The sequence below is a fragment of the Amycolatopsis sp. NPDC047767 genome (assembly GCF_040704195.1).
In the GTDB taxonomy this organism is placed as follows: Bacteria; Actinomycetota; Actinomycetes; order Mycobacteriales; family Pseudonocardiaceae; genus Amycolatopsis.
Map to the genome: position 1 here is coordinate 1 of NZ_JBEYSJ010000025.1, position 14,381 is coordinate 14,381.

Annotated in this window: 16 protein-coding genes; 7 read left to right on the forward strand and 9 right to left on the reverse strand. The window is 69.7% G+C overall.

From position 1 onward, the window contains the following. Nucleotides 1–96 precede the first annotated feature (96 nt). From AB0878_RS34270 to AB0878_RS34290, 5 genes are all read right to left on the reverse strand, one after another. The gene (locus AB0878_RS34270) at nt 97–852 is read right to left on the reverse strand and encodes an SDR family oxidoreductase (RefSeq protein WP_366584357.1); all 756 of its coding nucleotides are present in this window, start codon (nt 850–852) and stop codon (nt 97–99) included. Between the two features lie 52 nt (nt 853–904). Next, nucleotides 905–1,873, reverse strand: coding sequence for a zinc-binding dehydrogenase (locus AB0878_RS34275; RefSeq protein WP_366584358.1), 969 nt, complete (start codon nt 1,871–1,873; stop codon nt 905–907). A gap of 176 nt (nt 1,874–2,049) precedes the next feature. Beyond that, a complete protein-coding gene (locus AB0878_RS34280) occupies nt 2,050–2,334 on the reverse strand; it encodes a hypothetical protein (RefSeq protein WP_366584360.1) in 285 nt (94 codons plus the stop codon). 96 nt (nt 2,335–2,430) lie between these two features. After that, nucleotides 2,431–3,285: a hypothetical protein gene (locus AB0878_RS34285; protein ID WP_366584362.1), complete on the reverse strand. Its 855-nt coding sequence runs from the start codon at nt 3,283–3,285 to the stop codon at nt 2,431–2,433. 69 nt (nt 3,286–3,354) lie between these two features. Continuing rightward, on the reverse strand, nt 3,355–4,371 hold the full coding sequence (locus tag AB0878_RS34290; protein WP_364058096.1) for a S1 family peptidase: 1,017 nt from the start codon (nt 4,369–4,371) through the stop codon (nt 3,355–3,357). 273 nt (nt 4,372–4,644) lie between these two features. Between AB0878_RS34290 and AB0878_RS34295 the strand changes: the two genes are divergently transcribed. After that, nucleotides 4,645–5,079: an SRPBCC family protein gene (locus AB0878_RS34295; RefSeq protein WP_366584364.1), complete on the forward strand. Its 435-nt coding sequence runs from the start codon at nt 4,645–4,647 to the stop codon at nt 5,077–5,079. Nucleotides 5,080–5,092: 13 nt separating this feature from the next. Here the strand turns inward: AB0878_RS34295 and AB0878_RS34300 are convergent, their stop codons facing one another. After that, nucleotides 5,093–5,404 carry a GNAT family N-acetyltransferase gene (locus tag AB0878_RS34300; protein ID WP_366584366.1) on the reverse strand — a complete coding sequence of 104 codons (312 nt, stop codon included), beginning with the start codon at nt 5,402–5,404 and terminating at the stop codon, nt 5,093–5,095. A gap of 253 nt (nt 5,405–5,657) precedes the next feature. Between AB0878_RS34300 and AB0878_RS34305 the strand changes: the two genes are divergently transcribed. From AB0878_RS34305 to AB0878_RS34330, 6 genes are all read left to right on the forward strand, one after another. Further along, nucleotides 5,658–7,895, forward strand: a complete 2,238-nt coding sequence (locus tag AB0878_RS34305; RefSeq protein WP_366584368.1) for a germacradienol/geosmin synthase — start codon at nt 5,658–5,660, stop codon at nt 7,893–7,895. Between the two features lie 786 nt (nt 7,896–8,681). Further along, nucleotides 8,682–9,470, forward strand: a complete 789-nt coding sequence (locus AB0878_RS34310) for an MBL fold metallo-hydrolase (protein ID WP_366584370.1) — start codon at nt 8,682–8,684, stop codon at nt 9,468–9,470. Next, the gene (locus tag AB0878_RS34315; protein ID WP_366584372.1) at nt 9,467–10,060 is read left to right on the forward strand and encodes a VTT domain-containing protein; all 594 of its coding nucleotides are present in this window, start codon (nt 9,467–9,469) and stop codon (nt 10,058–10,060) included. The genes AB0878_RS34310 and AB0878_RS34315 overlap by 4 nt, the downstream gene beginning before the upstream one ends. After that, nucleotides 10,057–12,177 (forward strand): phage holin family protein, encoded by a 2,121-nt coding sequence (locus AB0878_RS34320; RefSeq protein ID WP_366584374.1) that lies wholly within the window; start codon nt 10,057–10,059, stop codon nt 12,175–12,177. Before AB0878_RS34315 ends, AB0878_RS34320 begins: the two co-directional genes overlap by 4 nt. Next, nucleotides 12,174–12,398, forward strand: coding sequence for a glutaredoxin domain-containing protein (locus tag AB0878_RS34325; RefSeq protein ID WP_366584376.1), 225 nt, complete (start codon nt 12,174–12,176; stop codon nt 12,396–12,398). Before AB0878_RS34320 ends, AB0878_RS34325 begins: the two co-directional genes overlap by 4 nt. Further along, nucleotides 12,395–12,631 carry a ferrous iron transport protein A gene (locus AB0878_RS34330; RefSeq protein WP_366584378.1) on the forward strand — a complete coding sequence of 79 codons (237 nt, stop codon included), beginning with the start codon at nt 12,395–12,397 and terminating at the stop codon, nt 12,629–12,631. The genes AB0878_RS34325 and AB0878_RS34330 overlap by 4 nt, the downstream gene beginning before the upstream one ends. Nucleotides 12,632–12,680: 49 nt before the next feature. On the opposite strand, the gene AB0878_RS34335 is transcribed toward AB0878_RS34330, so the two are convergent. From AB0878_RS34335 to AB0878_RS34345, 3 genes are all read right to left on the reverse strand, one after another. Continuing rightward, nucleotides 12,681–13,466, reverse strand: a complete 786-nt coding sequence (locus AB0878_RS34335; protein ID WP_366584380.1) for a TetR/AcrR family transcriptional regulator C-terminal domain-containing protein — start codon at nt 13,464–13,466, stop codon at nt 12,681–12,683. A gap of 42 nt (nt 13,467–13,508) precedes the next feature. Next, nucleotides 13,509–14,030, reverse strand: a complete 522-nt coding sequence (locus tag AB0878_RS34340) for a hypothetical protein (RefSeq protein ID WP_366584382.1) — start codon at nt 14,028–14,030, stop codon at nt 13,509–13,511. A gap of 139 nt (nt 14,031–14,169) precedes the next feature. Then, nucleotides 14,170–14,364 (reverse strand): ferredoxin, encoded by a 195-nt coding sequence (locus AB0878_RS34345; protein ID WP_366584384.1) that lies wholly within the window; start codon nt 14,362–14,364, stop codon nt 14,170–14,172. Nucleotides 14,365–14,381 lie beyond the last annotated feature (17 nt).

A 14,381-nucleotide genomic window follows, 5' to 3' on the forward strand; every position in this document is an offset into this window, starting at 1 on the left:
AGCCTGGCTCCACTTCTACAATCACCACCGACCCCACAGCGCCGTCGGAGGCCACCCACCGATCACCCGGCTGACCAACCTCCCTGGACATCACAGCTAGTCCACCAGCGCGCCGCAGCTGATGTTGGCCGTCGCGGCGGTCATGGTGCGGGCGCGATCGGAGGCCACGAACGCGGCGACCGCGCCGACGTCCGCGAGCGTCGCGGGCCGGCCGAGCATCGTGGTCTTCGCGATCTCGTCCGTGACCAGGTCGGCGTGCGCGAAATCCGCGGGCAGCGATTCGGGCACGCCGCCGGACCTCAGAGTGACGGTGCGGACGCCGTAGCCGCCCAGCTCAGCGGCGAGCTGGCGGCGCATCGCCTCGAGCGCGGCGAACGCCACCTGCAGACCGCCGACCGGGTGCGTGCGCACCGGGTCCCCGTCGCCGCCGAAAACGAGCACGACGCCGCCGCCCTGGCGCTTCATGTGGCGGCCGGCCGCGCGCATGGTGAGAAACGTGGTGCGCACGGCGGTGACCACGGGCTGTTCGTAGTCGGCCAAGGACATCTCCAGCAACGGGGTGCCCTGCACGTCGCCGTGGGTGATGACGTTGACCGAGATGTCGAGGCTGCCTGCCGCGGCGACCACGGCGTCGGCGTGCTTGTCGACGGCCTGCCCGTCCAGGGCGTCGAGCTCCTCGACGTCGGCGCGCCCGCCCGTCGCGCGGATCTCGTCGGCCACCTTCTCGAGCTTCGCGCGCGTGCGGCCGGCCAGGAAGACGCGTGCGCCCTCCTCCGCGAACGCGCGCGCGATGGCGCCGCCGATCGCTCCGCCACCGCCGTAGACCACTGCGTTCTTGCCTTCGAGCAGCATGGGCTCTCCGTTCGTCGGGTTTCCGCTTCCACCCGTGCGTCGAACGAGGTGCTCAGGAATCGACAGGATCTCCGTCATTTCGGACGACGAGCACGATCCGGCGCCCGTGCAGCTCACCACGCTCCATCCGGCCGTGCGCATCGGCGGCTTCGGCGAACGGCACCCGCTCCACGGCGCGCGGCCGCAGGCCACCGGCGGCAAACCGCTCGTTCAGCGCCGCCGCCGCGTCGGCCAGCTCGGCGGCGCTCGCGCGGGAGATGACGAACCCGACCACGGACTGGTCGTTCAGATACAGCTCACCGGCGGGCAGCACCGGGCGGCTGCGCGGCCCCGCGAGCAGCACGATCCGGCCGCGGAAAGCCAGGTGCGCCACGGCGGTTTCGAGGTCGTTGGTGCCGGAGGTGTCCACGTAGAGGTCGATGCCGTCGGGCAGGTCGGTCCTGCGGTAGTCCAGCGCCACGTCGGCCCCGCGGGTCACGCAGTGGTCCAGATCCGCCGCTGACGCGGTGGCCACCACGCGCGCACCCGCCGCCGCGGCGAGCTCGATCAACGCGGTCCCGACGTTGCCACCACCCCCGACGACCAGCACGGTCTGCCCCGCGCGCAACCCGCCGTGCGTGAACAACGCCAGGTACGCCGTGGCCGCCGGGTGCACCACGGCGACGGCGTCGAACGGATCCACCCCGGCGGGCAGGCGGTACAGCCGATCCGCCGCCACGGCCACGCGCTCGGCCACCGCACCCTGCCGGCCCCCGTGCCCGAGGCTGTTACCCCACACCGTTTCCCCGGCCGCGAAGCCGTTCGCCGAATCCACGACGCGACCGACGAAATCGCGCCCCAGCACGAGCGGCCACGGCCCGGGCACCGGCCACATCCCGTTGCGCACGAACGTGTCCACGGGGTTCACACTGCCCGCGACGACGTCGACGAGCACCTCCCCGAGCGCCGGCACAGGATCGGGGAGCTCGCCGAAGCGGATCTCCTCGACCGGGCCGGGCTTCCCGACGAACGCAGCCTTCACTCAGGCGAAACTACCAGCGGTGAGGATCGCGTGGCCGTGTCGTTCTTCGGCTTCGAGGTAACGGTGGCCATCGAGCACTTACGCGCTGAACGCGCCCGCCGACCGTGAAGTCGCGACCCATGTTCAATAGCTGGTGTATCAGCGCTGCCGAGAATCTTTCGCGAGAACCGGGCATGTCATCGGTTGCTGGGTCCCGCAGTGGCCAACGACCACTTCACGACCTCGACGGCAGGCTCAAAGGTCACCAGCAGAGCGACGACGCTCGCCAGGGCCTCGCGGCTCGCGCGGCTGTGCAGATCCGCTGTGGACAGTCCGACCTGCGTTTCGTTCATCCAGTCCACGTAACTGCCATCACCACTCTGGGTGACGAGCACTGCCGTGGTCGGCGTTTTCGCGCCGGGCGTCTGCTTGACCAGATCGGTCGGCAGACCCGCTTCGTCGAGGCAGGAAACAATCGACATGACCAGGTCGTCACCTCGACGGCGCGATCAGGCGAGACCGCCGGCGGACACCGCACTGCCCGCGACTCGAGAACCGAGCCGCGGGTTTTCCGTGTCTTACGGCCGGACCGCGCCCATGGGGTTCGGGATCGGCAGGCCACCCGCGTCGACGACCGCGCGGCTGAGGGGTTCGGCCAGCTCCAGCACGCGGTCCACGGCGTCCGGGCCGAGGGCGTCGAGCGGGTCGGTGGCCAGGCGGTCGGTCATCTCCTCGACGTCGCGGCGGACGGCGGCGCCGCTCGCCGTGAGCCGGCCCGCGGAGTCGAGCAGGCCACGGGAGAGCAGGCGCGCCGTCGAGTCGTCCCACTCCTCGTCGGTCCAGCCGCGGGCGCGTTGGACGAGCTCTCGGGTCGTGGCGCCGGCGGCGATGTGGGTGAGGCTCGCGTCGAGGCCGGACAGCCCGGCGGAGACGCCGGCGAGCACGTGGCCGTCGCCGCGGTGTTCCCGCAGGGCGCAGGTGGCGAGCCAGAGGCGGGCCGGCGGCCGGTCGGGGCGTTCGGCCGACGCCCACGCGGCGGCGAGCGGACGGCCGTCGAACCGGCAGCCGGCGACGGCGCGTTCGAGCAGCTCGGCCAGCTCGGTGAGTTCGGCGTCCGGCGGCAGCAACCGCGTCAAAGCGGCTTCCACGGCGAGAATCCGGCTCTGCAGCACGTCTTCCGGCTTCGCGAACGTCCACGCGTCGGGCAGGGCGCGCGCGACCATCCCCGGTGCGAAGCCGTAGAACATCGACGTGACCGGTCCCGGTCCGATCGGGCCCAGCGGCGCCGCGCGGCCCGCGAAATAGCCCATCCACCAGCCGCGCAGGCCCACTTCCTTCGCCGCCGCAGCGGGCTCGGGCGCGAAGTAGACGACGGCGTGCAGCGGCTCCAGCGCGACCCAGAACCGCCTGGCCAGGCTCGAATTCGGCTCCATGACGATCAGCGTACGCACGAAGAAGGCCCCTCCACCTGATGAGTGGAGGGGCCTTCCGTGGCGCAGGGGTCAGGCGAGCTCGAGCCCGTAGGACTGCAGCTCGAGGGTGAGCGGGTAGAAGTAGCTGGTCACGGTGTCGCCGCCGGACAGCGTGCCGAGGCCCTTCGAGCCGTCGTACGCCGGGCCGCCCGAGTCACCGTGGTCGGTGTGCGCGGTGGTGCCGAACTCGTGGTTGAGCACGCCCACGTCGAAGTTCACGGACTCGTCGACCGAGGTGACCTCGCCGCTGCCGCCGCCGGTGGTCTGGCCCTGCTTCTGGATCTGCTCGCCGACGGTCGGCGTGCCGGCACTGCTGATGGTCTGGCCGGTGTTGATGGCGCCGTCACCCGAGCCGTTCGGGCGGGTCAGCAGACCGGAGTCCGCACCGGGGCAGTCGCTCTCCACCACGCGGGCGCCGGAGACGTCGCCGCCCGACCAGGTGCCGCCCTCGTTGGTGCAGTGGCCCGCGGTGAGCATCATCGGCTCGCCGCCCCGGGTGACGTTGAAGCCCAGCGAGCAGGTGAACTGGCCGTTGTTGATCGAGTCGCCGTCGGCGATGTAGGTCGACAGCTTGCCGGCGCGGTGCTCGATGCGGGCGGAGTCGCCCAGCTTCGCGGCGGCCGCGGTGACCTTGTCGACCGTGGCCTTCGAGGCGGCGTCGTAGATCTTCACGACGACCTGATTGTTCTTGGTGTCGATGCCCCACGCGGTCTGCGGCACGTTCTTCACGGCGTCGAGCGAGTTCTTCGCGTTGGTCAGCGCGGCGAAGCTGTGCTTCACCAGCTTCGTGGCGAAGCCGGCGGCCTCGGCCTTCTGCTGGGCGGCCGCGTCGGTGACGTTGACGATGGCCTTGCCGTTGTCGAGGTAGATGCCACCACCCGACAGTCCGAGGCTGTCGACGACCTGCGTCGCCTGGGTGATGGCCTGGGCCTGCATCTGCGCGAAGGCGAGCGGGCTGGCCGAAGCGGCGTTCACGCAAAGGCCGGCGGTGAGCGCCGCCGCCGAGAACACGGTGAAACCGGCGACGAACGTTTTCCGGGAAGTCATCGAATCTTCCTCCAGTTGAGCTGGACGGATCCTGCGCGAACGGCTCGCGCGACCACGGTGGGACTCCCCACACTTTTGTTGCCAGGCAACCAACGCACCACCGACGAAGGTTGGTTAATAACCAATTCATCCGGGCAAATCGGACCGTCCGCACCCGTTCGGCGCAGGTGCGCTAGGCCGAACAGCCGTGCGACCGCACCGTTCACTGGGATGGGTTACCCGCCGGGTGCCACGAGCCAATCGCGGAGCGGGGCTTCCGGTTAAGGTCGGCGCGTGCCCGACACCGAGCTGAGCCACGCGTTCACCGTGGCCGCACCGCCCGCGGACGTCGTCGCCCACCTCGCGGAGCCGGCGAACTACGTCGGTTTGTCGCCGCTGGTGGTCCAGGTGCGCGATGTCGCGAGGGAAGACGGGCTGACGCGGTACACCGCGGTGGAGCGGTTCCGTTTCTTCGGTTTCCTGCGGCACGACAACCCGATCGTCGTCACGCTCCGCACCACCGGTTCGACGGCGGTGCACGGCGACGTGGTGTCGCCCGGCGGCGTGCGGATGGGTTACCGGTTCGACCTCGAGCCCGACGGCGGCGGCACGCGCGTCACCGACACGCTGCGGCTGCACGCGCCGCCGGGCCTGCTTCGTTTCGCCGCTTCACGGGCCCGCGCGGTGCAACTCGCCCGCGCGGGCATCCTCGCCGAGCGGCTCGGCTGAGTCCACAAAGGACTCACCTCGCGGCGGAAGTGCCTTCCGGCCACTGGACGTGCTCTTCGTAGCCGGTGTGCTTGCGCAGGAACGCCGCGATGAACGGGCAAACCGGCACGATCACGCCACCGTTGGCCACGACGTCGTCGAGCGCGTACGTGGCCAGCGTGGTGCCGAGGCCGCGGCCGCCGAAGGCCTTGTCGATCTCGGTGTGGGTGAACACCGTCTGGTCGCCGCGCACGAGGTACTGCGTGAAGCCGGCCAGCTGGCCGTCCGCGTACACCTCGTAGCGGTGCTTCTCGTCGTTGCGGACCACGCGGGTCTCGTCGCTCATTCGTCGCTCCTCAAAGTCCAGGCATTCAGGTGAACGCCGGACAGCCTGCCGTACTTCCGGATGTCCCCGTGATCTTCACCGAAGAATGACGCCGCGGCGCGGGAAACGACCCACAGGTGATCCGGGCTGGGCCGCCCGGGCGACACGGTGCGGGCGATCGGGTGGAACGCCCGTGCGGACCTTCCGGGGCGCCGGGCGCGTTTGGTTGATTCTCTGGGTCGGTGACCACCACTGGGAAGGCCAGGACCGCGCTGTGCAGCCGTTCGCTCTGCCCGAGTTCTACATGCCCTACCCGGCCCGGCTGAACCCGCACCTGGACGGTGCGCGGGAGCACAGCAAGGCGTGGGCGTACACGATGGACATGATCGACGTCCCCCAGCACGGCACCGTGATCTGGGACGAGCACGACTTCGACTCCCACGACTACGCGCTGCTCTGCGCCTACACCCACCCGGACGCCGGCGCCACGGAGCTCGACCTCATCACCGACTGGTACGTGTGGGTCTTCTACTTCGACGACCACTTCCTGGAGCTGTTCAAGCGCACCGGCGACATCGACAGCGCCCGCGCGTACCTCGACCGGATCGCCCTGTTCATGCCGGTCACGGGCGCCATCACGGCGACCGCGGAGAACCCCGTCGAGCGCGGCCTCGAGGACCTGTGGAACCGCACCGTGCCCCACCGCTCGGAAGGCTGGCGCCGCCGCTTCGTCGAAAGCACGCGCAACCTGCTGGACGAGTCGTTGTGGGAACTGGCCAACATCAACGAGGGCCGCGTCTCCAACCCCATCGAGTACATCGAAATGCGCCGCAAGGTCGGCGGCGCGCCCTGGTCCGCGAACCTCATCGAGCACTCGGTGCACGCGGAGGTCCCCGACGCCATCGCCGCTTCCCGCCCCATGGAAGTCCTGCGCGACTGCTTCGCCGACGCCGTCCACCTCCGCAACGACCTGTTCTCGTACCAGCGCGAGGTCGAAGACGAAGGCGAGCTCTCCAACGGCGTGCTGGTGTTCGAGAAGTTCCTCGGCTGCACCACCCAGGAAGCCGCCGACGCCGTCAACGACCTCCTGACTTCCCGGCTGCACCAGTTCGAACACACCGCCCTCACCGAGGTCCCGGCTCTCTTCGACGAGCACGCCGTCGATCCGTCCGGCCGCGCCGAGACCTTCGCCTACGTCAAGGGCCTCCAGGACTGGCAGTCCGGCGGCCACGAATGGCACCTGCGCTCCAGCCGCTACATGAACGAAGGCGCCCTCGACTCCCGCGGCGGCCCCGAGTTGCTGGGCGGCCCCACCGGCCTGGGCACCTCGGCCGCCCGCATCTTCTCTTCCCTGGTGGCGACCGCTCCCCAGCGCCTGCGCTCCTTCTCCCACCAGCCCCACGAGACCGTCGGCCCCTACGTCCGGCCCGAGATCTACCTGCCGTTCGAGCTCCGCCTCAGCCCCCACCTCGCCACCGCCCGCGACCACCTCGCCACCTGGTGCACCTCCATGGGCTTCCTCGACGGCGTCGTCTGGGACGACCACAAGATGCGCGCCATGGACCTCCCCCTGTGCTCCGCCGGCATCCACCCGGACGCCTCCCCCGAGCAACTCGACCTCACCAGCGCCTGGCTGGCCTGGGGCACTTATGGCGACGACTACTACCCCGTGGTCTTCGGCGCTCCCCGGAACCTCGGCGGCGCAAAGGCGGCGACGGAGCGCTTCAAACTCTTCATGCCGCTTGCGGACGAACCCATGCCCACTCCGGAGAGCCCGCTGGAGACCGGCCTCGCCGACCTATGGCTGCGGACAGCGGGCCCGATGAGCCCGGAGTCCCGCCGCGCGTTCCGCAAGTCGGTGGTCGACATGTGCGAAAGCTGGCTTTGGGAACTGGCAAACCAGGCCGAGAACCGCATTCCCGATCCGATTGACTACGTCGAGATGCGCCGGAAGACCTTCGGCTCGGACCTGACCATGAGCCTGTCCCGGATCTCTCACGGCCGGCTGGTTCCGCCGGAGATCTACCGGACTCGGACGATCCAGGCCATCGAGCACTCCGCCATGGATTATGCCTGCCTGCTTAATGATGTCTTCTCGTACAAGAAGGAAATTCAGTACGAGGGCGAGCTTCACAACTCAGTACTGGTGGTCCGCAACTTCCTCGACGTGGATGAGCAGACGGCATTCGAAATCGTCAACGAGCTGATGACGGCCCGCATGAAGGAATTCGAACACGCCGTCAACGTGGGATTACCGGGCTTGTTCTCGGACTTCTCCCTCGACGACGACGTCCGCGCCGCACTGACGGCCTACACGGACGAACTGAAGGACTGGATGGCAGGCATCTTGAACTGGCACGAGGGCTGCGCCAGGTACACAGAGGAGGAAATCCGCCGCCGCCCAGGCATTCCAGCAGAAGCCGCCCCTGCCACCCCAACCTTCTCGACAGGCCCGACAGGACTGGGCACGGGCGCACTGCGCATCTCTTCCATCCTCCCCGCCGCCAGATAACCCACCAAGACCAACCACCTACCACTCAACCACCCACTGTCGGCCACCCAAACCCACCCACACGGGAGACAGCGGGTCTACCCAACCCAAGACCCTCTCAACCAACCCCCCCCGACCCTTCCCCGGCCGGCCCCCGACGAAGGTGAACCAACACGGCTCGGGGTAGCTTGTCAAGGTACTCTTTCCCGCCTTGACAAGCTACCCCGAGCCGTCGTGACAATTGAACTTCGGGGAGTTAATCGCAACCAATCTTTTGATCTTTAAAGAGAAAGACAAAAGATTAAAAGACATGAGCATGGCTAGCCCCCGCTGCGCTCAATGGTTCTACGGGACTTGCTTTGTGTCAAGGCTGGAAAGAGTACCTTGACACAAAGCAAGTCCCGTAGAAGAAAGTGCTTCGCCGGGGGCCGGCCGGGGGAAGGTTAGCCGGGGATACCGGCGGCTTTGTCAGATGGTTGGGTTGGGAATCGTGTCTGCCGATCGGTGACCATTGGGTAGATGGTTGGCCGGTTCGCCGATGCGTGTTGTGGGTGGCTGAGCCGCGTGACGGTGGAAAGGTGACCATTGCGTAGATGATTGGCGGTTTTGCCGATGCGCGTGGTGGGTGGTTGAGCTGCGTAACGGTGTTGAGGTGGCCGTTGGGTAGGTGGTTGAGCCGGTGAGCCCGGCGAGCTGTGTGGTGGCCGAGCTGCGGCGAGGACCCCACCCAGGCAGAGATCAACCCGATCAGGGTGCAACCCACCACTCCTCCGGGCGTTTTCGCCCTCATCAGGTGATACTCGAAGCGTGAGAGGCTTGAACCTGCACTTCCTCGGCCACGCGACGACGCGAGTGGAGCTCGGTGGACGGGTGGTGCTGACGGACCCGGTGCTCACCAAACGTGTCGGGCCGTTGACGCGAGTGGTGCCGCTGCCCGATTCGTCGGCCTGGGCGGAAGTGGACACCGTCCTCATCTCTCACCTGCACGGCGACCACCTGCATCTCCCCTCGCTCCGGTTGCTCAGCGAGGCCCGGATCGTCGTCCCGAGGGGTGCGGGCGCGTGGCTCGAGAAACACGGCGTCCGCAACGTCGAAGAAATCGCCCCCGGAGAAGCCGTCCAGGACGGCGACCTCCGCATCACCGCGACGGAGGCCGTCCACTCCGGCCACCGCTGGGGACCGCGGCTCACTCACGGACCGCAGAGCCCGGCGCTCGGCCACCTCCTCGAAGCCGACGGCACCAGGGTCTACTCAGCCGGGGACACGGACCTCTTCGAAGGCATGAAGCAGCTCGGCCCCGTAGACGTCGCTCTCCTCCCCGTGTGGGGCTGGGGCCCCAACCTCGGCCCCGGGCACCTCACGCCCGAGCGGGCCGCCGTCGCCGCCGGACTACTCAAAGCCGCGGCGGTCGTTCCAGTCCACTGGGGGACGTTGGCCGTCCCCGGGATCCACCTGACGAAGCAGATGAAGAAGCTCCTCGTGGAACCGCCGGAAATCTTCGCCGAGCACGTGGTGGAAGCGGGCTTGCCGACGGACGTCCTGATCATGCGGCCCGGTGCCGAAGTGACCTTGCCCGCCCCCGAGGAACGGGCGTGAACTGGTCGGACCCGTCGGCGATCGGCTACCCGGCGCTGTTCGGCGGGGTGCTGCTGGGGTCGGTCATCCCGATCGTGCCGACGGGAGCGCTCGTGGGGGCGGCGGCGGCCGTCGCGACGACGACGGATCACCTGTCGCTCCCGCTGGTCATCGTGCTGGCGATCGCGGGTGCGTACCTCGGGGACGTGTTGACGTTCGCCGTGCCCCGGCTCGGGAGCGAGCCCCTGCTGCGCTGGGTGGAGAAGCGCCAGCAGGCCGAGCGGCTGGCGAAGGGCCGGGAGCAGTTCGCGCGCCGGGGCTGGCAGCTGGTGGTGATCGGGAGGCTGGTGCCGGCCGGGCGCATCCCGGTGTTGCTGGCCGCCGGGACGCTGGGATACCCGTGGCGCAAGCTGCTGCCGGCGGGGCTCGTGGCCTGCGTGTTGTGGGCCGTTGCCTATTCTCTGCTCGGCATCGTGAGCGGCGGCATCTTCGATTCGCCGTTGATCGCGACGCTGCTGGCCACGGTGCTCGTGCTGCTGGTGACCGTGTTGTTGACGGTGATCAGCAAGCTGCGCGCGAGGGCGGCCGAACGGACTGGAGGACATCAGTGACGACACCCGCTCCGTCGAAGGGGCGCCTGCTGGGCGGCGGCCGGGTCGTCGCCCGCGTGGTGCTGGTGTGGGCCGCGGTGACGGGCGCGTTGCGGCTGCTCGACATGTGGCTCGACGGGTTCAGCATGCAGTCGTGGTGGCAGCCCACCGTGTGCGCGCTGATCCTCGGGCTGCTCACGTCCGTGGTGTGGCCGTGGGTCGTGCGGGTCGCGTGGCCGATCGCGTACTTCACGCTCGGCGTGGGCACGTACCTGCTGCTGGGCGCGGCGACGTTGGCGATCCTGCAGGCCGTGCCGGGCGTCGAGCTGTCCGGGTTCGGGACGGCGGTGATCATCACGGTGGTGATGTCGGCCGTCGGCGCGCTGATCTCGAGCGCGCTCGCCGTCGACGAGGACGAGATCTTCTTCCGCCGGGCCGCCCGCCGCCGGCGCAAGCACGCGCCCGGTGAGGACCTCGCCGAGGAGCCGCCCGGCGTCGTGTTCCTGCAGATCGACGGGCTGGGCTACGACACTGTGCGCCGCGCCGTGCGGGACGGGGACATGCCGACGTTCGCCGCGTGGCTGTCCGAGGGCACGCATTCACTCACGCGCTGGCACACCGACTGGAGCTCGCAGACCGGCGCCAGCGTGTGCGGAATTCTGCACGGCTCCAACCACGACATCCTCGGGTTCCGCTGGTACGAGAAGGACCGCGACCACGTGATGGCGTGCGCGCACCCGAGCGACGCGGCCGAGATCGAGCGCCGCCACACCAACGGGCAGGGCCTGCTCGCGGGCGACGGCGCCAGCCACGGCAACCTGTTCTCCGGTGACGCCGAGCACGTGAGCCTCACGATGAGCTCCATCCCGGTCCTGGTGCCGCGCAAGGTCCGCGGCCCGCGCCACGACTCCGTCGGCGCCGGCTACCGCGCGTACTTCGCGAACCCCGTCAACGTGCTGCGGACGTTCGGGGTGGCCCTCATCGACGTGTTCCGCGAGCTGTCCGCGGCCGCCAAGCAGCGTCGCGCCGGCGTGGTTCCGCGGATCCCGCGCGGCGGCTTCTACCCGCTCGCGCGCCCGGGCACCACGGTGATCGCGCGCGACGTGGTCGTCTCCGCGATCATCGGCGACATGCTGGCGGGCCGGCCGGTGGTGTACGCGGACTTCCTCGGCTACGACGAGGTCGCGCACCACTCCGGCATCGAGCGGTTCGACACGCTGGAGGTGCTGCGCTCGATCGACCAGCAGTTCGCGCGCCTGCTGCGCACGAGTCGCATCGCGCCGCGGCGCTACCACATCGTCGGGCTGTCGGACCACGGTCAGACCCAGGGCCAGGCCTTCGTCGACCGCTTCGGCGAGACGATGGAAGCCCTGGTCGGACGCCTGTGCGGCGGCGCACCCGTGGCCGAGCACGGCAAGCGCCGGCAGGCCGAGAGCTGGCAGGTCAACGCGGCGCTCGCCGAGGCGACGAACACCGGCGGCCTGATCGCGCGCCGGCTGCGCTCGCGCGTCGAGGACGCCGAGTGCGCCGAGAACCGGCCGCGCACCACGAGCGGCTCGCCCGGCGAGGTCACGCGCGTGGCGCCCGGCGTGGTCTGCGTGGTGTCCGGGCACCTGGCGATGGTGTCCTTCACCGAGCACGAGGGCCGCGTGAACCTGGAGACGATCGAGCGCGAGTACCCGGACCTGCTGCCGACGCTGGTCGACCACGACGGCGTCGGGTTCATGCTGGTGCACAGCTCGGAGTTCGGCCCCGTCGTCCTCGGCCGCGACGGCCTGAAGCGCCTGGCAACGGGCGTTGTCATCGGCGAGGACCCACTGGCGGACTACGGCCCGTACGCCGACGAGCTGGTGAAGCGCGTCGACACGTTCCCGCACTGCGCGGACATCATGATCAACAGCCGCTACGACCCGGAGTCGGACCAGTCGTCGCCGTTCGAACGGCACGTCGGCTCCCACGGCGCCCTCGGCGGCCCGCAGCAGCGCGGCTTCATCCTGCACCCACGCTCGTTCCCGGCGCCCGGCGAACCCGTCGGGGCGGAGGCGGTGCACCACGTTTTCAAGGACTGGCTGACGTTCCTGGGCCACGGTGAGCCCGCTGCGGCTACGCCGGTCGAGGTTTCGGAGGTGGCTTCATGATCGTGTACGGCGCGAGCTGGTGCCCGGACGTCAAGCGCAGCCGCGCGCTGCTCGACTCCCGCGGCGTGGCGTACGACTACGTGGACGTCGAGGCGGACCCCGCCGCCGAGGCCCTGGTGCGCTCGCTTCAGGACGGCGCGCGCCGCATCCCCACCATCGTCTTCGCCGACGGCACCCACCTGGTGGAACCCTCGGACACCGAACTCTCGGCGCGCCTGTGATCCTGCTGGACCTGCCGCTGGGCACCCGCGTCGTCGTCCGCTACCGCGTCGAGGGCGGCTTCACCGACGCCCTCGGCGAGTTGCGAGACCGCGATTCTTCCTCGTGCACCGTGGAAACCAAGCGGGGCCTCGTGGTGGTGCCCCTGTCCGACGTCGTCGCGGCGAAGCCGGTGCCGCCTGCCCCGGCACGCCGCCGCCCGAAATCGAGCGGCCCGCCACCCGGGGATTCGTGACGGTCAGTGCCCTTACCCGGCGCAGCACCGAAAACGCGCAAGCCCTGAATCAGCGCTCGCGGGCGATGGCCGCCTCGATGCCGTCCAGCAGGAGATCCAAACCCGACTCCAGGCTCAGCCGGGCCTCCCGTTCGAGGTAAGGCTCATCCGACGGAACCGGCGGCTGCTCCGAACCCAGCTGCCCCACCAGCGGGTACCGCGAAACCAAGTCCGGCACCAGCTCCCCCAGCACCGCCGCCCGTGCGGACCACCAGTCCTCTTCGGACAGTCCCGTCTCGCGCGAGGCCTGGCGGGACTCGGCGGCGATCTGGACCGAGCCACGGACCGTGTTCAGCAACGCGCCCACGATCCACCGCACCCGGGCCGCGGGCAGGCCGGTCGCGAAGAGGACCCGCAGCACCAGCTGCTGCATCCGGAACTCCCCCGGCCCCAGCACCGGCCGGGCATACGAAACCTGCAGCAGCCACGGATGCCGCAGGTGGAAGTCCCAGAGCTCGCGCGCCAGGGCGACGATCGCGGGGCGCCAGCCGCCGGACAGGTCGTAGTCGTCGCGCAGCTCGGTGAGCGTGTGGTCGTACATGAGGTCGATGAGCTCGGACTTGCCCGGCACGTAGGTGTACAGCGCCATCGCCGTGCGGCCGAGTCGCTCGCCGACCGCGCGCATGGACAGCGCGGCCATGCCCGAGGCGTCGGCGATCTCCACGGCCGCCGCGACGATGGCGTCCACGCTCAGCCCGGGCTTGGGGCCGGGCCCGCCGCCGCGGGGTGCGACGTCCTTGCGCCACAGGAGCTCCATCGAGCGGCGGGCGTCCCCTTGCCCGGCGAAGACGACCACGAAGGAACCCCCTGTGAAGGCGACTCCTTACAGTATAAAGGGTCAGAAGCCGAGCGCGGTGACCGTCAGCACGTACTTGCCCTGCAGCAGCTCACCGCGCATCTCCGGCGTGATGGCGTTCGACGTGTCGGTGTAGGTGCCCGGCGAAGCGGTCTGCACGGCGTACACGAAGTTGCTCACGCTCGGGTCCACGACGAGGCTGATCGTCGGCGTGAGCGTGGGCGAGAAGCGGTTCACGGCGCGCACGTACGTGAAGACCGAGTGCACGACGGTGTCGGCCGCGGCCGAGTCGGTCGTGCAGCCCGTGGCGGGTGCGGCAGGCAGGCCGGCGGTGGCGTCGTTGAATGCCGTCGCCACCGGGTTCGCCGTCGCGTTCGGGTTGGCGCCCATCTCGGCGACGATGGCCTCGACGCGGGAATCCAGCTTGGCCACGACGTCACCGACCGCCGCGCACCGCAGCGGCGACGGCGGGATCGGCGCGATGGACGCCGAGGCGGGCACGGCGACCGCCCCGAGGAGGGCCGGCGCGGCGATCAGCACGGACACGAGACGGCGGAACGACACGACGGGTTTCCCTTCCCCGGCAACCAGGACGAGTCACCCTAGCCAGCACCGCGCCGACCACGACATTCCCCGGTCGGGCGTCACACCACCGTGTGGCGCCCGACCGGTTCCACAATGGACAACCAACAACGGACGGGAACTACCCGGCCAGCTCGATCGACAGCGCAGGACAGATCTGCGCCGCCTCCCGGACCTGGTCGTGCAGCTCCTCGGGCGGGTTCTCGTCCAACAGCACGACGATGCCGTCGTCCTCGCGCTGGTCGAACACCTCCGGCGCCGCGAGCACGCACTGGCCCGCCCCGACGCACCGGTCCTGGTCGATGACCACCTTCATCTCAACAGTCCTTTCGC